Source organism: Bacillus oleivorans (genome assembly GCF_900207585.1).
GTDB classification, from domain to species: domain Bacteria; phylum Bacillota; class Bacilli; order Bacillales; family JC228; genus Bacillus_BF; species Bacillus_BF oleivorans.
In genome coordinates this window covers 502,076-521,897 of record NZ_OAOP01000001.1, presented here as the reverse complement: position 1 = coordinate 521,897, position 19,822 = coordinate 502,076, and the positions used below count along the sequence as shown (strand labels likewise).

The 19,822-nt window shown below is 40.6% G+C and carries 13 protein-coding genes and 1 riboswitch; of the genes, 4 read left to right on the top strand and 9 right to left on the bottom strand.

Features of this window, described 5'->3' with window-relative positions:
* Window positions 1–162 precede the first annotated feature (162 nt).
* The 5 genes from CRO56_RS02470 to CRO56_RS02450 all read right to left on the bottom strand — a co-directional run bounded on the left by CRO56_RS02470 (window position 163) and on the right by CRO56_RS02450 (window position 5,452).
* Entirely contained in the window at window positions 163–1,128 is a 966-nt protein-coding gene (locus tag CRO56_RS02470) for an ABC transporter substrate-binding protein (RefSeq protein ID WP_097157000.1), read from the bottom strand.
* Window positions 1,129–1,244: 116 nt separating this feature from the next.
* Window positions 1,245–2,243, bottom strand: coding sequence for a Gfo/Idh/MocA family protein (locus tag CRO56_RS02465; protein ID WP_097156999.1), 999 nt, complete (start codon window positions 2,241–2,243; stop codon window positions 1,245–1,247).
* 11 nt (window positions 2,244–2,254) lie between these two features.
* Window positions 2,255–3,061 (bottom strand): sugar phosphate isomerase/epimerase family protein, encoded by an 807-nt coding sequence (locus CRO56_RS02460; RefSeq protein ID WP_097156998.1) that lies wholly within the window; start codon window positions 3,059–3,061, stop codon window positions 2,255–2,257.
* Window positions 3,062–3,279: 218 nt separating this feature from the next.
* Window positions 3,280–4,290 (bottom strand): Gfo/Idh/MocA family protein, encoded by a 1,011-nt coding sequence (locus tag CRO56_RS02455; RefSeq protein WP_097156997.1) that lies wholly within the window; start codon window positions 4,288–4,290, stop codon window positions 3,280–3,282.
* A gap of 172 nt (window positions 4,291–4,462) precedes the next feature.
* On the bottom strand, window positions 4,463–5,452 hold the full coding sequence (locus CRO56_RS02450) for a LacI family DNA-binding transcriptional regulator (RefSeq protein WP_097156996.1): 990 nt from the start codon (window positions 5,450–5,452) through the stop codon (window positions 4,463–4,465).
* Between the two features lie 321 nt (window positions 5,453–5,773).
* Between CRO56_RS02450 and CRO56_RS02445 the strand changes: the two genes are divergently transcribed.
* On the top strand, window positions 5,774–6,742 hold the full coding sequence (locus tag CRO56_RS02445; RefSeq protein ID WP_097156995.1) for a sugar phosphate isomerase/epimerase family protein: 969 nt from the start codon (window positions 5,774–5,776) through the stop codon (window positions 6,740–6,742).
* A gap of 199 nt (window positions 6,743–6,941) precedes the next feature.
* Here CRO56_RS02445 and metH read toward each other — a convergent pair whose 3' ends face one another.
* From metH to CRO56_RS02425, 3 genes are all read right to left on the bottom strand, one after another.
* Window positions 6,942–10,400 carry a methionine synthase gene (metH, locus tag CRO56_RS02440; protein WP_245855547.1) on the bottom strand — a complete coding sequence of 1,153 codons (3,459 nt, stop codon included), beginning with the start codon at window positions 10,398–10,400 and terminating at the stop codon, window positions 6,942–6,944.
* A complete protein-coding gene (locus CRO56_RS02435; RefSeq protein ID WP_097156993.1) occupies window positions 10,393–12,246 on the bottom strand; it encodes a bifunctional homocysteine S-methyltransferase/methylenetetrahydrofolate reductase in 1,854 nt (617 codons plus the stop codon). Before CRO56_RS02435 ends, metH begins: the two co-directional genes overlap by 8 nt.
* 203 nt (window positions 12,247–12,449) lie before the next feature.
* Window positions 12,450–12,555: riboswitch (SAM riboswitch) on the bottom strand.
* Between the two features lie 292 nt (window positions 12,556–12,847).
* On the bottom strand, window positions 12,848–13,888 hold the full coding sequence (locus CRO56_RS02425; RefSeq protein WP_097156991.1) for a lactonase family protein: 1,041 nt from the start codon (window positions 13,886–13,888) through the stop codon (window positions 12,848–12,850).
* 386 nt (window positions 13,889–14,274) lie between these two features.
* On the opposite strand from CRO56_RS02425, the gene CRO56_RS02420 reads away from it, so the two are divergent.
* The 3 genes from CRO56_RS02420 (at window position 14,275) to CRO56_RS02410 (ending at window position 18,912) form a co-directional block, all read left to right on the top strand.
* Window positions 14,275–15,711: a 6-phospho-beta-glucosidase gene (locus tag CRO56_RS02420; RefSeq protein WP_097156990.1), complete on the top strand. Its 1,437-nt coding sequence runs from the start codon at window positions 14,275–14,277 to the stop codon at window positions 15,709–15,711.
* 258 nt (window positions 15,712–15,969) lie between these two features.
* The gene (gene licT, locus CRO56_RS02415; RefSeq protein ID WP_097156989.1) at window positions 15,970–16,803 is read left to right on the top strand and encodes a BglG family transcription antiterminator LicT; all 834 of its coding nucleotides are present in this window, start codon (window positions 15,970–15,972) and stop codon (window positions 16,801–16,803) included.
* 225 nt (window positions 16,804–17,028) lie between these two features.
* A complete protein-coding gene (locus CRO56_RS02410) occupies window positions 17,029–18,912 on the top strand; it encodes a PTS beta-glucoside transporter subunit IIBCA (RefSeq protein ID WP_097156988.1) in 1,884 nt (627 codons plus the stop codon).
* A gap of 234 nt (window positions 18,913–19,146) precedes the next feature.
* On the opposite strand, the gene CRO56_RS02405 is transcribed toward CRO56_RS02410, so the two are convergent.
* Window positions 19,147–19,749 carry a class I SAM-dependent methyltransferase gene (locus tag CRO56_RS02405; RefSeq protein ID WP_097156987.1) on the bottom strand — a complete coding sequence of 201 codons (603 nt, stop codon included), beginning with the start codon at window positions 19,747–19,749 and terminating at the stop codon, window positions 19,147–19,149.
* Window positions 19,750–19,822 lie beyond the last annotated feature (73 nt).

The following is a 19,822-nucleotide window of genomic DNA, read 5'->3' as shown; positions in this document are numbered from 1 at the left end:
TTTTGTGAAACAAGAGAACCGTCCCCTCGTTTCCGTTTGATTAAAAGAGAGGCTATAGCTGTGCCATAACCCCTCTACTATTTTTGTTTTGTATTCTATGGAATTAAGACTTTCGCTTCCCCTCTAACTTTATGAAACACAAGAACCGTCCCTGCGTTTCCATTAATACGGTGAACCTTCGTCAAGGAAGTCTTGATAGTTATCTCTGTCTACAATCGTAGTTGGAATAATCGTTTCCATTTCAACGTCTTCACCATTTAGAACCTTAAGGGCAACGTCGACAGCATCCTTAACCATCGCTGGGCTGTAAAGGGCGGACTGAATCCAGATATCTTCGTTTTCTGGCATCATGTTAAAGTACTCCTGCATACCGCCGCCGCCAGTTACCACTTTAATATCTGTTCTGCCAGCTTCACTGATTGCTTGGAGGACACCGATGGAAGTTTCATCGTCCATAGAGTAAACAGCATCAATTTTCGGATTGCTTGTTAAAATATCAGCAAAATCTTTCAATCCATCTTCACGAGTAAACTGTGTAGCATAAGTAAGAAGATTCATATCAGGTGCAATTTCTTCGATAGTTTCAACAAAACCATTCTTTCTTAACTCAGAAACAGATCCCGCAGAAGGAACTTCTAGGATTACAACATTACCTTCTGTACCAATCTTGTCGACAATATAGTTTGCTCCTTGAACACCCATATCATAGTTGTCACCAGCGACGCGATAAACACCGTCTGCGTCAATGACGATATCAAAGTTTACAACTTCAATTCCTTCATCAAGTGCTCTTTGAATCGGTACTTCCATCCCTTCCCACTGTGGAAACGCGACAATAGCATCTGCGCCCCATGTCATTAAATCATCTAATTGAGAAGTCATTTCTTCTGCATTACTGCTTGTTTGGATTTGGTACTCAATCTCGTCAGATAATTCTTTGGCACGTGCTTCTGCATGGTAAGCAACCGCAGCAACCCAGCCATGTGTAACCGCTGGTGCTAGAATACCAATCTTATACTTGTCACCTGAATCATTTCCAGAATCCCCTGTTTGTTCTGAACCGCATGCACTAAGAACTGGTATCATGACCAATACTAGTAATATAAATAGTTTTAACGCCTTTTTCATTAACATTACCCCCTTAGTTTTAAAAACTAATAATTTATTAAAAAATTGAATTGAAACCTTACTAAAAAATCACGGCTAATATAAGCGCTTTCATTTACAGCTAAAAAGTTATAAAGTTATTTGACCCGTACTTCTCTGCTTGTTTCCAAGGATTCTTCGATTGCCTTTAGCAACCTTAGCGTATAAAGTACGTCCTCTAATGGAACAACCCTGTTTTCTTGGTTATGTTCGATGCAATTCACAAAATACGAAAGTTCATTTTGAAAGGCATCACACTGATCTATATCGATTGAAGACTTATGTCCGTTACTGTAGTACATAAACTGATGATGGCTGTCCCCGATATTCTCAATATTTTCACCAGCTGCAACTTGAAAATCCACTGTTCTATGGCCAGCTTGAGCTCTGAAAGACATTGTGAAGGGATAGCCCGTTGGCATCGCCTGAGATGCTTCAACAAACGCTTTACTTTTATTCTTAAAGGAAAGTGTCGTCATGACATGATCCCATGCACCAAATTTGTTTTTGTTCCCGACAGCATATACCGATTCTGCCTCACCCAGCAAATAAGAAACGAAATCAATATCGTGTATATGAAGATCGAACAAGGCACCGCCGCTTTTTTCAGGGTGCAAAAACCAATCACTCCATTTTGGCACCTGACCTAGCCGCTTGGCATGAACGATATGAATATCTTTTAATTTGTCGGTCTTGCTATAAGATTTGATGACCTGATATTCTGGCCAAAAACGCAGCACATGTCCGACAAATAATTTCACACCATTTTGATGAACTTCTTCCATGATTTGATTTGCGGATTCTACTGTTAAAGTCAACGGTTTTTCGCAAATGATATGTTTTCCGGCTCTCGCCGCCTTGATAATATACTCTTCATGTAAAAAAGTCGGCAGGCAAATATCAATGATGTCTATGTCCTGATTTCGCAGCAAATCATCATAGTCTGAAACAAAGGCACCATCGAAGCCTCTGATTTCTTCGTGAGTCACTGGACTTCTGGTACAAATAGCAGCTACATAAGCATTTTTAATTTGACGATACGCTTCAAAATGTGTTTTACCTATAAAACCTAGACCAACAAGCCCGATTGTTTGCATGACGAACCCTCTTACTCTAGTATTCTCGAAAGATAGTTGAAAGACCTTTTCACTGACTGGTTCACTTCCTCAAGATCCGCGGGACCTGCTGGAGTAAATTCGATTTCCACACTAATTGGACCCTTATAGTTTGCTTTGTTTAGAGTTCCAAATATTTTTATGAAATCTAAATCTCCATCTCCTATTGCAGGGAAATTCCATTCATGATAAGCCCCGATCTTATCCTTCAAGTGGATAAATTCCACATAATCAGCGGAAGCTGCTAAGTCATCATATGGTAAAACATTGCCGTAAAAAATTACATTAGCTGTGTCGTAATTGATTTTGACTCGGTCATTTAGTGATTTGGCCAGCATTTTTAATGACAAGCCCGTTGCATAATTATTTCCGTGCGTTTCGATTACAAGCTTCTTATTTAACTTTTCACATTTTGCAAGTACGGGCTCCAGATTTCTAGCTAATACTTTTTCATCTTCAATGACATCCGAATCGTTATGCGCATCTCCGGTGGCGGTGATGATATATTGACAATCAAATTCGACAGCTAAGTCAACGCTTGCAATTAAATTAGCAATTCCTTCTTCTTTCATTACATTACAATGCGCACCAATTCCTACACATTTCATCCCGTATTTCTGAAGTAATGCCTTAATCTCATTAAGCTGTTTCGGCGACATTTCCGGTAAAACATGAGCCGTATGATCTTTTACTGCAGCCAATTCAATTTGCGTGAATCCAGCTTCGCTTGCTCCTTTTACAGCATCCTCCAGCGAAAAGCCATGATATGTATTAGAATTGATCGCTAGCTGTTTAATCATGCCACCCCTCCTGTCGAATATGTAATTGATTACACATATGAAAGTGTTTACAAAATTGAACACGACAATAACAATTGGATTTTCACCTTATCATTGTATGTAATCCGTTACAAATATCTTAAAAGATAAAAATTCTTGCGTCAAACAATTTTGAAAATTTTTTATTACTTTTTTCCTAATTTACTTGAGCGATGGGTCGGACCCCTTGAGCTGTCATGTTATTCGGATCCCAGGATTTCTTCAATCACTTTAAGAGATACTAGTGCTTGCTGGCCTGTAACAGGAGGTTCCATATCATTGATAATGGAATCAATAAATGCATCAATGACACCTGTACTAGTTTGGTTATCATTGGTTTGGATTGGTTCTAGCTCGTATTTAATAACCGACCCATCCTTTGTTTCAACAATTAGCTGAGCATCAGGATCCTGATAGATTTTGATAATCCCCTTTTGACAGTAGATCGTCGTTGAATTATCTTCGGCACCGTAATAGGTCCAAGAGAAGGATGCTGTTCCTAACCGGCCTTTCTTTGTCCTTAATGCACAAACAACATTGTCACAAACCTCAATCGGATTTCCATTTTCATCGACTTTATCAAGCGCTCCATGAAACGCATGAACATCTTCAATTTCATCATCCAATAAGTAATGGATTAAGTCGATCTTATGAATCCCTAAGTCGCCTGCTACTCCAGAGTGGGAGCGTTCCTTTTTAAAAAACCAGGTAGAATTCGATTTGTTTACTCCCCAGCTTTCAGGACCCTCGTGACCGAAAGAAGTTTTAAAGGTTAGTACCTCACCAAGCTCCTTCTTTTCGATCAGTTCCTTTGCTTTTTGATGAGCTTTCGTAAACCGTTGGTTGTGATCAACCATTAATTTCTTACCTGATTTACGCTGGGCTTCCAGAATTTCTTCGGCATATTGAACGCTTATTGCTAGCGGCTTTTCACTGAGAACATGCTTGCCGCTTAACAGCGCCTTAGAAGTATTGATATGATGGGCCTCGTTGGAGGAGCAATCACTAATCGCTACAATCGACGGATCAGCCAAAAGCTCTTCCACCGTTTCCGCCACACGTCCACCAAATTCCCGCGCCAATTCTTTCGCTCTCTCTACATTACGGTCGTAAAAAACGATCTCTTCCACATGCGGATTCGCCTTATACTCTGGCGCATGCCGAAATCTCGTAATCGAACCACACCCAATAATACCCACTTTAAACCCCATAAATCATAACCTCCCCCTCGGTGAAACAGAGGGACGGTTCTTCTGTTTCATCGAAACCTCTATTTGAAACATGAGAACCGTCCCTCCGTTTCGAATGGACATTTTGAAACGCGAGAACCGTCCCCTTGTTTCGAACGGCTATTTTGAAACACGAGAACCGTCCCTCCGTTTCTTACCCCATTGTTGACTCGCGAATTAGTAATTCATGATCCAGCACAATACTTTCTACTTTTTCTTCCTTAATACTGCTGATGAGCATCTCGGCTGCCGTACATCCCATGTTATACATCGGCTGAGATATAGTCGTTAACGTAGGGTTCGTCATGTTGGAAAAGCTAATATTATCAAAGCCTACGAGTGCTATATCATTGGGAACATGTAAACCGCTCACGTTGATCCCCTTCAATGCTCCAATGGCTAATGTATCAGAAACAGCAAAAATAGCAGATGGTTTCTCTTCTTGCTGAAGCAGCATTCTCACGGCTTGAACACCATTTTGAAAGTCTAAATCCTTCGTATGATAAATCCATTCGTTACGGATCGGAAGTTCAAACTCTCTTAACGCTCTTTCATATCCATTGCGGCGTTGTCTAGCATATAAGAATTTCTCGTCAGAATTGATGAGTGCTATTTTATCGTGACCTAATTTAATTAAATGCTTAACAGCTTGATAGGCTGCTAATTCATTATCGATGGTCACGTATGGTATACTGCCGCCTTCCTCATACTCACTGCAAAGGATCACAGGATGATTCTCCGCCAATTCGTTTAGCTTTTGCATATTGACCGTCGGATCCATCGAAATAACACCATCGGCCAATTTATTTTTCACCATATTGAAGTAAATGTTTTCCCGTTGTGGGTTGGAGTCTGTCTCGCAAAGAAGAATGTTGTAGCTGTTCGCAATAGCCGTATTTTGGATCCCATTTATAATTTCTGTGTAAAATGGATTTGAAATACTAGGGAGTAGCACTAGTAAAAGCCGACTTTCAGAGTTTCTAAGATTTCGCCCTAACATACTAGGTTCATAATTAAGGTCCTTAATTGCATTTTCAACTTTTAGTCTAGTTTTTGGGCTTACTGAAGGAGCGTTATTCAACACCCTTGAAACCGTTGCAACGGAAACACCTGCTTTTTGAGCTACCTGTTGAATATTCGCCATGATGGTTCCCACTTTCAATCATATGATAATGAAAACTTGGTTAGCACCAAGCCTTAAGGCGCCGGCGATAACCTAGCTGCACTTATACTTAATTCCTAAAAAATTTTAACTGCGCAGAATAATCATCAGTGCTAAAAATTTTATGGTTTCTTAAGTATACTGAATTGTAATCGATTACAGTTACGATTGTAAATTTTATTGAATTGTTTGTCAATATTTTACGATGGATGAGTTAATTAAGGATTTTAGATATTGATTTTGGTTGGTTTTATGTATAATAGTATGTAACGGATTACAAAAATACTCAAGGGAGGAATTTTCATGAAATTAGGGGTATTTACAGTATTATTTTCGGATAAAAATTTAGAAGATATGCTTGATCACGTTGCGGCAAAAGGGATTGAAGCGGTTGAATTGGGTACTGGCGGTTATCCTGGAGATGCCCATTGTAAGGTGGATGAGCTGCTTGCGGATGAACAAAAGCAGAAGGAATTCATGGAGAAAATCTCAAGCCGGGGCTTAATTGTAAGCGCTTTAAGCTGTCACGGGAATCCACTGCACCCGCAAAAGCCAATTGCAGAGGAAGCGGATGCCGTGTTCACAAAAACCGTTCAACTCGCAAGTAAACTGGGGATTCATGTCGTCAACACATTTTCTGGCTGTCCGGGGGATCATGAAAATGCGAAATACCCAAACTGGCCGGTATCGCCGTGGCCAAATGAATACCAGGAAATTTTGAAATGGCAGTGGGAAGAAAAAATCATTCCGTATTGGAAGGAAAAAGCAGCGTTTGCTGAACAACTTAATGTAAAGATTGGACTTGAATTACACGGCGGGTTTTCTGTACATACCCCAGCCACCCTGCTGCGCTTAAGAGAAGCATGCGGCCCAGCAATCGGCGCCAACCTGGATCCAAGCCATATGTGGTGGCAAGGCATTGATCCGGTCGAATCTATAAAAATATTAGGCCGTGAAAAAGCGATTCACCATTTCCACGCGAAGGATACCATCATTGATCAGCCGAATACGAATCGCAATGGCCTAACCGATATGACCCCATACTCTGATATGCAAAACCGTTCTTGGTATTTCCGGACCGTCGGATTCGGTCACGATTCAAAAGCTTGGGCCGATATCATAAGCACGCTTCGACTCTACGGTTACGATTATGTGATCAGCATCGAGCACGAAGACGGACTCATGTCCATTGATGAAGGATTCACCAAAGCTATTCAAACCCTAAAACCCGTAATCGTAAAAGATTCCGTTGGCGACATGTGGTGGACTTAAAGTGAAACATGGGGACGGTTCTTGCGTTTCAGAAGTAATGCTGAAACAGGAGAACCGTCCCTCCGTTTCCACCTCCGTTTCCAAAAGCAAGACTGAAACAGCAGAACCGTCCCTCCGTTTCCAAAAGCAAGGCTGAAACAGCAGAACCGTCCCTCCGTTTCCAAAAGCAAGGCTGAAACAGCAGAACCGTCCCTCCGTTTCAATGAACGCTAAAATATCTGGCGTCGGGATGGGAGAAGACGATGGCGGTGACGGATGCTTCTGGTTGCATCATGAAGCCTTCGGTTAATTCGATTCCAATCTCCTCTGGTCTCAGAAGATTAAATAATTTGGCTTGGTCTTCGAGATCTGGACAGGCTGGGTAGCCGAAGGAGAATCGCTGACCTTGGTATTTGGTTGTAAATAGATCTTGTATGGTAAAGTCGATTGGATCTGAAATTCCCCATTGATCCCTCATTAACTGATGGATGCGTTCAGCAAAGCCTTCTGCCAGTTCTAAGGCCAATGCCTGGATGGCATGGCTTTCTAAAAACTTACCTTGTTCCTTCAGCAAACTTGCATGCTCACGTACTCTTTTTCCGGCCGTGACAGCAAACAAACCAACATAATCCATTTCGCCACTACCCACTGATTTCAGATAATCCGATAAACATAGTTTTTGCCCCTTTGATTGTCGCGGGAATGTAAAGCGTTCAATAACACTGCTCTGATCATGTGGATCATACACCAAAACAGTATCCCCCTCCGACTGGGCAGGGAAAAATTGATAGACTCCCATTGGTTTAAAGATACCTTCTTGCTGACCTTCTAAAAGCAGCCGGTCGACTAATTCTTTTAACTGAACCGCTTTTTCATCATTCTCCTTCAATAAATCATGAACCTTCCCCTTAAGACCAAGGTGATGCCCCAACAACATTTGCAAATTCACATAAGGCGCCAAATGAGAAACCGTATAGTCCTTCAATATATGCCGATGCAAATCTTTTGGCAAAAAGACCGGGTGTTCCCGAGTTACAGGAGGCTTTTCAATCACAGCAGCCGCTGTTCTTGGAATATTTAATGTAGCTGCAGCAAGCTGTTGTGCCTTTTCTTGTTTCTCCTTCAAATCCGCAAGAAGGACATCTCTTTTATTCGTATCCATAAGGTGGTTGACCAGTTCCAGACCATTCATTGCATCTTTTGCATAGAGCACTGGTCCGTTATATTCGGGTGCAATTTTATTGGATGTAAAACGGCGGGATAAGGCGGCACCGCCAACAAGAATCGGAATATCAACACCCGCTTGTTTTAAGTCTTGGGCAGTCAATACCATTTGTTGCGCCGATTTGACTAGCAGCCCAGATAAACCAATGATATCGGGCTTTTCATCCCTAATCGCTTGAAGCAATTCATTTGGGGCCACCTTAATTCCAAGGTCTACTACATGATAGCCGTTATTACTTAAAATAATATCGACTAAATTTTTACCGATATCATGAACATCGCCCTTAACCGTAGCTAGAAGAATCTTCCCTTTACTTGCACCACTATATTCGGCCTCCATATATTTTTCTAAAAAGGCCACGGCTGCTTTCATGACTTCAGCACTTTGCAGAACCTCTGCAACTATCAATTGATTATCATTGAAGAGTCGTCCAACCTCAGCCATCCCATCCATCAACGGGCCATTAATAATGGCTAACGGAGATTCGTATTCAGCCAAAGCTAATTCCAAATCCGGGATCAAGCCCTCTTTCGTACCTTCCAAAATGTAAAAGGCTAACCGTTCGGCTAGTGGTAAATCTAATTTTTTATCTGCAGCATCTTCTTTCTTTTTACCGCGATAAAAATCAGTAAAGGCCGCCAATGACTTGTCCGTTGTATGGAAAAGGAGTTCCTCCGCGAGCCTAACTTCTTCCGCAGAAATCGATGAAAAGCGTTCAAGCTTTTCCGTATTAACAATGGCATAGTCAAGTCCTGCCTGGGTGCAATGATATAAAAATGCAGAATTTAAAACCTCACGCCCAACAGGAGGTAATCCGAAGGAAACATTACTGATACCTAAAATCGTTAAGCACTCAGGAAGGTGCTCTTTGATTAACCGGATCCCATCAATCGTTGCCTTGGCAGAGCCGATGTATTGCTGGTCCCCCGTGCCAATCGGAAATACAAGAGGATCAAAAATGATGTCACTCGACTTTAGTCCATATTTTTCGGTTAAAAGCTGAAAAGACCTTTTAGCGACCTCCAATTTTCTTTCCGCTGTAACAGCCATCCCCGCTTCATCAATTGTTCCAACTACAACACTAGCTCCGTACTTTTTCACAAGAGGAAGAACCTTTGCAAAGCGTTCTTCGCCATCTTCTAAGTTAATCGAGTTGATGATGGCTTTCCCTTGAATATAGGAAAAAGCAAGTTCAATGACTTCCTCATCGGTTGAATCAATCATAATAGGTACTTTGACTTTATTGACAACTTGCTTTAAAAATTGCTCTATATCCTCTTTTTCTTCACGATCAGGATCAGCTACACATATATCTATGACATGGGCACCCTTTTTCACTTGTTGTCTTGCAATTTCCGCAGCTTCCTCATGTTTCCCTTCCGCTATCAGTCTCTTAAACTTTCTCGACCCAATCACATTGGTTCGCTCACCGACAAGAAGCGGACGCATCGATTCATCGTAGATTAATGGTTCTATTCCCGAAACCGCATGACCTTTACGTTCGGACGGGGCTATTCTAGGTTTTATATTCTGAACCGCTTGGGAAATAGCGTGAATATGAGCTGGGGTGGTACCGCAACAGCCACCTGCAATGTTAAGCCATCCTTTTTCAGCAAAAGCAGCAATTTTTTTCGCGAGGCTTTCAGGTGTCTCATGATAATGTCCTTCCTCGTCAGGTAATCCTGCATTTGGATAGCAGCTAACTGCACTTACTGAAAGTTCAGATAAAGAACGCAAATGGTCGCGCATAAATTCTGGTCCCGTTGCACAATTCAGTCCCACAGCTATTGGGTTCATATGTTCTAAAGACAGATAGAATGCCTCAATGGATTGACCGGCGAGCGTCGTACCCATTGGCTCAATCGTGCCTGAAATCATAAGAGGAAGAGTTCTGCCGGTTTTTTCAAACGCTTGTTCAATTCCTAAAAATCCAGCTTTTACATTTAACATATCCTGACTTGTTTCAAGTAATAATACATCTGCTCCGCCATCAATCAATCCTAAAGCTTGTGTTTTGTAGTTTTCAACAAGCTCCTGAAAGGTAATCCCGCCCGTAACGGACAGAGTTTTGGTCGTAGGGCCCATGGAACCTGCTACAAAACGCGGCCAATCAGGTGTCGAAAACTGAGTCACTGCGTTCTTAGCAATCCTGGCCGCTTCAAAATTAATCTTATAAGCCTGATTTCCAATACTATATTCGTCTAAAACAATAGGAGTCCCGCCAAAAGAATTAGTCTCAATAATATCGGCGCCCGCTTCTAAGTAAGCTCGATGTATTTCATACACAACTTGTGGAGCAGTAATATTGAGGTATTCGTTACAACCATCGTAATGGTCTCCGCCAAAATCCTCTGGCTTTAAGTTGAAGCTTTGAAGCATAGTCCCCATTGCTCCATCTAGTACGAGTATTTTTTTCTTCAATTGTTGCCCTATGGGTGAACTGTGATTAGCCATTAAATACCTTCCTCTCCTTACGCTGCGCCTCTTTATCATGAATATATTTCGTTAACTCAACGGTCATATCATATCGCAAAAATGGAGTGATTAGATAAATTCCATTAAATAGATCAAATGCAGCATCAATTAAATGTTTGGCGATGGCCATTCCTTCTTGAGTAGCTTTTAGTTTGTCTGTACCGCATGCTGACATTCTAGTTAAAATTTGTTCAGAAAGTGTAATACCTGGCACCTCATTATGAAGAAATTCTGCGTTTCTGGCACCCGTTAAAGGCATGACGCCAATGTAGATCGGTACATCTAACCCTTTAACAGATTCATAGATTTCAACCATTTTTTCCTCGCTATATACGGGCTGGCTTATAAAATAATCTGCGCCTGCTGCCAATTTTTTTTCAAGCCTCTGAACAGCACGATCTAAATTCCTTACATTGGGATTAAAGGCTCCCGCTACAGAAAAATCAGTCTTCCCTTTTAACTGTTTTCCAGAGGAAGATAATCCTTCATTAAACTGCTTAATTAACTTGATGAGATCAAAGGAATTTAAGTCATAAACAGAGCTTGCCCCAGGAAAATCACCGATTTTTGCTGGATCCCCTGTAACGGCTAACAGGTCCGTAATGCCTAATGAATGAAGTCCCATCAAGTGGGATTCAATTCCAATTAAATTTCGATCCCGGCAAGCAATGTGGACAAGCGGAGGGACTCCTATATCATTTTTTATACGTGATGCTAATGCGATATTGCTGATTCGCGGTGTTGCCAACGAATTATCAGCCATGGTCAATGCATCAATACCTGCCTCTTTTAATGCTTTGGCACCAGCAAAAAAAACAGTAGTATCTAAATGCCTAGGGGGATCTAACTCGACAATAATGGATCTTGTGGTTTTCGCTTTTTTATAAACGTGTTTCGTTGAAGACCCAGACGATTTTAATTGAACTTGCACCTTTCTTTCGGGAAGCACTTTTTCCAGGACAGGTGCTTTATCTTTCACGGCTCGTGCAAAGGCTGCAATATGTCTAGGGGTCGTACCGCAGCAGCCTCCAATCAGCCGAACGCCTTCCTTATATAAGGCTAAAGCACTTTTTTCAAAATAATCATCATCGCCGCCGTACGTATATTCACCGTCCACATATTGCGGTAAACTCGCATTGGGATAGGCCGATAGGAAAGCCTTCTGGGGTAAAGGCACCGTTTCTAATGAGCGAATGGTATGATGAGGTCCTAATCGGCAATTCATACCTACAACATCCGCACCCAGCTTTTCCAATTGGAATAATGCGTCCGATAATTCCATCCCATTCTGCAAATAACCCACTTCGTGCAGGGATACCTGAGCAATGATAGGAATATTGGTTTCATGACGGGCAATTTGCAAAACCGTACAGATTTCCTCAAAGTCATAATACGTTTCTAATAAAATTCCGTCGACTTCCGATTGCAACAGCCAAAAAAGCTGCTCCCGAAAGCTGCGTTTAATTTCCCCTAAACTAGCTACACTTTTCTTGATTCCTCGAATGCCGCCTATTGTCCCAAGAACATAAGCATTTTGATTTAGATTAGTAGCTTCTTTGGCAATCCTGACAGCCGCTTGATTGATTTCTTTCACTTGGTCCTCTAGACCATATCGGGCAAGCTTTTGGTAATTGGCTCCATACGTATTCGTTTGAATAACTTGCGCTCCGGCTTTTAAATATGCTTGATGTACCTTGAGGACTTCATCAGGCTTTGAAATATTTAACTCGTCAATGCAACGGTCAATACCGTGAGAGTATAGAAGAGTTCCCATTGCACCATCCGCAATTAATACTTTTGATTTTAAATCCTCTACTAGACTCAAGTAGGTTTCACCTCCAAATAATTAGGATTTTAAAAATTCAGACTCTTACTACTAAAAATGAACCCCTGTGCAAGGTAAAATTTCGAACTAGGGGGGAGTACTTTTTGTATAAGCATAGCTATGTTACCCGAATAAACCCGTTCGTTAATTGGGATGAAAAATAAAAAACCTATCTAAAAGATAGGTTGAGGTTAATTAGCTATACCTTATCTTTCAGAATCTCGTGATTCTGCTGGACTTAGCACCTTCATCGAAAAGATGGGTTGCTGGGTTTCATAGGGCCATTCCCTCCACCACTCTTGATAAGTCAATATAAAGTTTATTCAATCGTATATAAATTTAATATTATCGTCAATGGGTTATTATCGGAATTATGTGAATACGGGTGAAACATGGGTGAAACATGGGGGTGAAACATGGGGGTGAAACATGGGGGTGAAACATGGGGGTGAAACATGGGGACGGTTCTTGTGTTTCAAAAGAGGTCATGCTGAAACATGGGGACGGTTCTTGTGTTTCAGAAGAGGTCATGCTGAAACATGGGGACGGTTCTTGTGTTTCAAAAGAAGTCATGCTGAAACAGGAGAACCGTCCCTCAGTTTCACAAAAATTTGACACAAACGGGCTCTGGTACTTTGACGCCGGAGTGGAGTAAAACTAGCTTGCCAGTTGATTTGTCTCTGCTGAATAAAGTCATGGTATTTGATTTTTGATTGGTTGCAACGAGATATTCTTCTGTAGGATCTAGAACAAAGTCGCGTGGCCAGTTCCCTTCTGTTGAAGTCCATTCCAAAAAGTTTAATTGACCGGATTCTTGATTTACCTCAAATACAGCGATGCTGTTGTGCCCGCGGTTTGCGGCATAAACAAATTTTCCATCAGAGGAAATGTGGATTGCACTGCCGTCGTTCGTTTTTTTAAAATCTTCTGGAATGGTCCGGATGTATTGCTGTTTCGTAAAACTTCCATCTCCTTCGTTATAATGAAGCACAATGACTTCTGAGCTTAGCTCCGTCATGACGTATGCAAATATCCCGTTTGGATGAAACACAATGTGTCTTGGCCCGCTTCCTGGTTTCGTTGCAAAAACTTGATTCTCCTCTAATTTTCCATTAAGTACAGAGTATGTATAAACACGATCGCTCCCTAAGTCAACCGCAATTACATACCTTTCATCTGGAGTAAAGCCAGCAAAATGCAGATGTGGTTTTTCCTGTCTTTCATGCGGACCTGACCCCTCATGCTCTATTACAGAGGTGACAGGATTGAGCGATCCATCTTCATTGGTTAAGTAGGACTCGATTTTCGCAGTATGATAATTGGCAGTTACCACATTGCTGCGGTCACGATTTACACCGACATGACAAGGTGGAGCTCCTTCCGAGGATTGGCTATTGAGTTTTGTAAGCTCACCGGTTTCAGGATTTATTGTAAAAGCAGTAACTCCCCCCTTTTCTCCCTCTTTAGATACGGCATACAAATTCTTTTGATCATTACTCACTGTCACATATGTAGGGTTATCTAGTTTAGCAGCCAGTTTTACATCTACAATCTCTTTCTTCTCAGTATCAAGCGTGAACTGATAGACTCCTTCACTTTCCTCTTTCGTATACGTTCCAACATATCCAATAAATTTTGTCATTGTATCGCTCCTTAATCGTTTTTTCTAGTTGATATGATACCATTTTGTGATTCAAAGAAACAAAAGAACCTCTTGATTCAGCAAAAAGTTAGAAATGAAACAGGAGAACCGTCCCTGCGTTTCATCAGAATGAAACAGGAGAACCGTCCCTCTGTTTCACCCGTTTGACAATACGAACTAGACTTGATAGATTAATAGTGTATTTAAATATTAATAGTTATTAAATAGGGATGTTACCGTCTGGGCATAACCTGATTCAATTTGAGGGCACTATACGTGTGTTCATATTGGATCAGGTTTTTTATTTGTTAAGAATAGTGATAGTCGTGAAGTACTATATTGATATGGGTAACTTAGATAAAGAAAAAGAAAAAGGAGTTTATGCTATGAAAAACTATTCATTTCCAGAGAATTTTCTATGGGGAGGCGCGATTGCTGCGAATCAGGCTGAGGGTGCTTATTTAGCAGATGGTAAAGGCTTAACGATCGTTGATTTATTGCCAACAGGTCCAAATAGACGAGACATCATGAAAGGAAATGTACCTTCTCTAAAGCCGCTTGAAGGTGAGTTTTATCCGGCTCATGAAGCAATTGATTTCTATCACCGATATAAAGAGGATATTGTCTTATTTGCAGAAATGGGGTTTAAAGCGCTTCGTGTTTCGATTGCATGGGCCCGCATTTTCCCAAATGGAGACGATGCATCTCCGAACGAAGCTGGACTAAAATTTTATGACGATCTATTCGATGAATTACTCAAACGTAACATACAGCCAGTTGTGACACTTGCGCATTTCGATGTTCCTGTAAACCTTATCGAAAAATATGGCAGCTGGAGAAATAGAAAGCTTGTCTACTTCTTTGAAACCTATGCCAAAACAGTATTGACCCGTTATAAAAATAAAGTCAAATACTGGATGACCTTTAATGAAATTAATATGCTGCTCCACTTACCTTTCCTCGGAGCGGGTCTTGTTTTTGAAGAAGGAGCGAATCGAAAACAAATTCAGTATCAGGCTGCCCATCATCAATTGGTTGCGAGTGCGTTAGCTGTAAAAGCCTGTCATGAAATCATTCCAGATGCCAAAATCGGCTGTATGCTTGCAGCAGGTATGTTCTATCCATATACATGTAATCCTGAAGATGTATTCCATGCGATGGAAAAAGACCGCGAGTCCTTCTTCTTTATTGATGTTCAATCTCGGGGAGAATACCCTGCCTATGCGAAACGGTTCTTTAAGGAGAACGGTTTAACAATCGAGATGGAACCAGGAGATGAAAAAATATTAAAAGATCACACAGTTGATTATATAGGTTTTAGCTACTACTCTAGCCGAACAACTAGTACAGATCCTGAAGTCATTAAAAATTCAACCAGCGGTAACGTATTTGGTTCTGTTTTAAATCCTTATCTTTCTAAATCAGATTGGGGCTGGACGATTGATCCTAAAGGGTTCCGGATTACGGCAAACCAATTATACGACCGTTATCAAAAACCATTATTTGTAGTAGAAAACGGCCTAGGTGCGGTTGATACCGTTACGCCTGATGGTGAAATTAATGACGACTATAGAATTGATTATCTAAGTCGCCATATCGCTGAAATGGGAGAAGCAATCCAAGATGGAGTTGAAATTATTGGCTATACAAGCTGGGGGCCCATTGATATCGTCAGTGCCTCAACAGGCGAAATGAAAAAGCGGTATGGTTATATCTATGTCGATCGAGACAATGAAGGAAATGGCACACTAAAAAGAGCCAAAAAGAAAAGCTTTTACTGGTATAAAAAAGTGATTGAGTCAAACGGCCAAAACTTAGATTAAGAGGAAACACAGGGACGGTTCTCCTGTTTCAATGAAACAGGAGAACCGTCCCCTTGTTTCTTGTAAGCGTTGACAGATAAATAGAGCCAAGCTATACTAATAGTAAAATTTCATAGTAAAATAGTAGGATTGTTACTGATTTTTCAGGCAAAACCTAAGTCGCTTGTAATGGAGATCGTTTTTGGATCTTTATTTGTCGTGGCTTAGGTTCTTTATATTTTATGAGATTAAGGATGTTGAGGAAGGAGGGTCAATTTGATGAAAATAGATAAAGTCCTGAACAATAATGTTGTCAGTGTCATACAAGATGATGGCAATGAGCTAGTTGTTATGGGAAGAGGAATTGCTTTTCAAAAAAAGAAAGGTGAAGAAGTAGAAAAAGATAAGATTGAGAAAATCTTTGCCTTAAAAGATAAGCAGACCTCTGATAATTTTAAAATGCTGCTTAGAGAAGTACCGATTGAATTAATGAGTGAAGTAGAAGCCATTATAGATGATGCTAAAAACAATTTAGGGAAAAAATTGAATGACAATATATATGTTTCCCTCACCGATCATATTAATTTTGCATTAGAAAGGCATCAAAAAGGTGCGGTTATAAAGAATGCATTGCTATGGGAGATTAAACAATTATACAAAGAAGAATTTACTATTGGATTAAAAGCAATTAAAAGAATCAATCAAACATTCAATGTATCTCTTCCAGAGGATGAAGCAGGATTTATTGCCATTCATATTATCAATGCTGAAATGAATGAAGATGTAACCACCACGTTAAATATTACTAAATTTATTCAACAGATTATTAATATTGTTAAATATCATTTTAATGTAGAGTTTGATGAGGAATCTTTAAACTATTTTCGTTTTATTACCCATTTGAAGTTTTTTGCTCAACGTGTGTTTAAAGGAACCCATTACGAAAACGATGATGACTATTTATATATCATGATCAAACAAAAGCATAAAGAAGCGGCACAATGTACGGAGAAGATTAAAAGTTTTATTAAACATCAGTATAATCATGAGTTAACGAATGAAGAAATGCTCTATTTAACGATTCATATTGAAAGAGTCGTGAATAGACAATAAATGATTAAATGTATCGTCAATGAAAACGTTGACATTTTTCAAAAAAGGTATATGATAGTGATATAGAAAATAGAATAACGCACAATCTTAGGATTGTTACTGGTTAAGCAGGCAAAACCTAAGTCATGAAAAAATGGTGGAACGCGAGTCCGTCTCTACTCTACTATTTTTCCTGGCTTAGGTTTTTTATTTGCCCAAAAATATAAAAAACCTGGGGGTGTAGTGATGAACTACGAAAAATTAGCAAAAGAAATAGTAGAGCTAGTCGGTGGAGAGAAAAACGTTACATCATTAGTTCACTGTGCAACACGTCTCCGCTTTACCTTAAAAGATACATCGAAAGCCAACAAAGGGAAATTAGAAAATACGGAAGGTGTTATCACGGTAAAGGAAAGTGGCGGGCAATTCCAAGTCGTTATTGGGAATACAGTTCCTGAAGTGTACAACGCGATTGGGAAAGTATCGAACATTTTAAGTGAGAACAAAGCTTCAAAGACTTCTGATACAGGTAAAAAGGGAAATATCATTGGGCGTACGATTGATGTCATCTCCAGTATTTTTGCTCCATTGCTAGGTGTAATGGCTGGAGCCGGTATCCTCAAAGGTCTGTTACTTATTGCAACAAACTTTGGCTGGTTAGATCCAGCGAGTACGACATATATTATTTTAGCAGCTGCGGCAGATAGCTTATTCTACTTCTTACCTCTTCTTTTAGCGGTTACAACGGCGAGAAAGTTTGAAGCGAATGTGTTCACTGCCCTAACCATCGCAGGTGCGCTGCTTTATCCTTCTATCATCACGTTGAGAACAGATGGTGTTGAAACTGATTTCTTTGGGATTCCAGTCACATTGATGAGTTATTCATCAACCGTTATCCCGATTATTTTAGCCGTTATTGCCATGAGTAAACTTGAAAAAGTTTGTAATCGGTTCATTCATGATAGTGTTAAAAACTTCTTAACCCCATTAATCTCTCTGGTAATCATTCTACCTCTTACTTTAATCGTATTTGGACCAATTGGAGTAAACCTAGGTAATGCGATTGCGGATGGATTAGTTGCAGTATTTAGCTGGAGTCCATTATTAGCTGGTGCCATTCTGGGTGCGAGCTGGCAGTTACTTGTCATCTTTGGTGTTCACTGGGGTCTAATTCCAGTATTTATTAACAACGTTGCTGTATATGGCAGAGATGGAATCAAACCAGCCACTACAGCATCTGTATTTGCACAAACGGGAGCAGCATTTGGTGTATTTTTGAAAACAAAAAATAAGAAGCTAAAAGCATTAGCAGGATCGACAACGGTTACAGCCTTATTCGGTATTACGGAGCCAGCCGTATATGGTGTTACATTACGATTGAAACGTCCATTTATCGCTGGAATTATCGGTGGTGCTGTTGGTGGTGCCATTATTGGTCAGGCTGGAACGGAAGCATTTGCTTCTGGAGCACCCGGACTATTAACGCTGCCAATCTTCTACGGTCCTGGCGGTCAAGGATTCCCGGGTCTAATCCTAGGTATTGTGGTGGCATTTGTTGTCTCAGCCGTTTTAACTTATATTTTAGGATTTGAGGATCCAGTTGAAGTAGCAGAAGCAGACGATGAATCAAATGAAACAAACGAAAGATCAGATGAAGAAATATTTAGCCCGTTAGATGGTAAAGTAACAGCATTGTCTAACGTGCCGGACCCAGCCTTCTCATCCGAGGCAATGGGTAAAGGGATTGCGATTGAACCAACATCAGGAAGAGTGGTCTCCCCTGTCAATGGAACCGTAACCGTGGCCTTTAAAACAAAACATGCCATTGGTCTCGTTTCCGACAGCGGTGCTGAAATTTTAATCCATGTCGGGATTGATACGGTACAACTAGACGGTCAATTCTTTACTTCTCATATCCAACAGGGAGACCGGGTTAAAGTAGGCGACCTCCTTTTAGAGTTTGATATTGAAAAAATTAAAGAAGCTGGCTATCAAGTCGTAACCCCTATTATCGTAACAAACTCATCCAGCTATACCGAGATTGCTGCAACTAAAAAAGAATCTGTAAATGAACAAGACGTATTGTTAAGCCTCAATGTATTAAACGACACAGAAAAAATTGCAGGGTGAAACAGAGGGACGGTTCTTGTGTTTCGTTTCGCTGAAACATAGGCAGGGTGAAACATAGGGACGGTTCTCACGTTTCGGTTCGCTGAAACATAGGGGCGGTTCCTGTGTTTCATCTCACCATAGAAAAACCAACTCCTGAGCTTGGAGTTGGTTTTTTCACTTATTTCTTGGTGAACATAAGATAGTTCCACTGTTTCAGAAATAAGGCCGAAACAGGAGAACCGTCCCTCCGTTTCAAATCGGTTTTGCCCATACCAAATGCACCATACCGAACAAATGGTGGTCTATTTTTTCTATTTCTATATTGGATTGCTTGATGATGTGCACCATGTCACGGTTAAGATGACATCCAACAACCTTCCTGTTTAATGGATTTAAAAGAGTTTGTATGTAACCAAGGAGTCGATTAGAACTAATCCCATGTTCGAACAGCAGTATTTGTCCGTCTGGCTTGCACCACTTGCTAAAGGAATCCAACATTTTAATCGGATTCTCATATCCACACATGGATAAGGTTGAAATCACGGTATCAAAAGACTGGTCCGGAAATGAGAGAGTTTCGACGTCAGAGTGGATGAAAGTCGCTGAGACCCCTTCTTCACGGGCTGCTTCCTTTGCCCTCTTCAGCATTTCTTCACTAAAATCAACCGCTGTCACCTCTACCCCCTTAGGATAAAAAGGAAAGTTCGCTCCTGCACCAACGGCTACTTCTAATACTTTACCTCTAGCAAAAGGAATCAATCTTTCTCGAAATTTCTTTTCCGATCGCTGCCTTCTTCTTCTCTCATAGATTTTTGCCTGTTTATCAAAAACTCTAATCAACCTTTCATTGGCCATTTCCCCACATCCTTTTTACTTAAATTTGAAGCAGAGGTGAGACAGAGGGACGGTTCTTACGTTTCAAAAATTC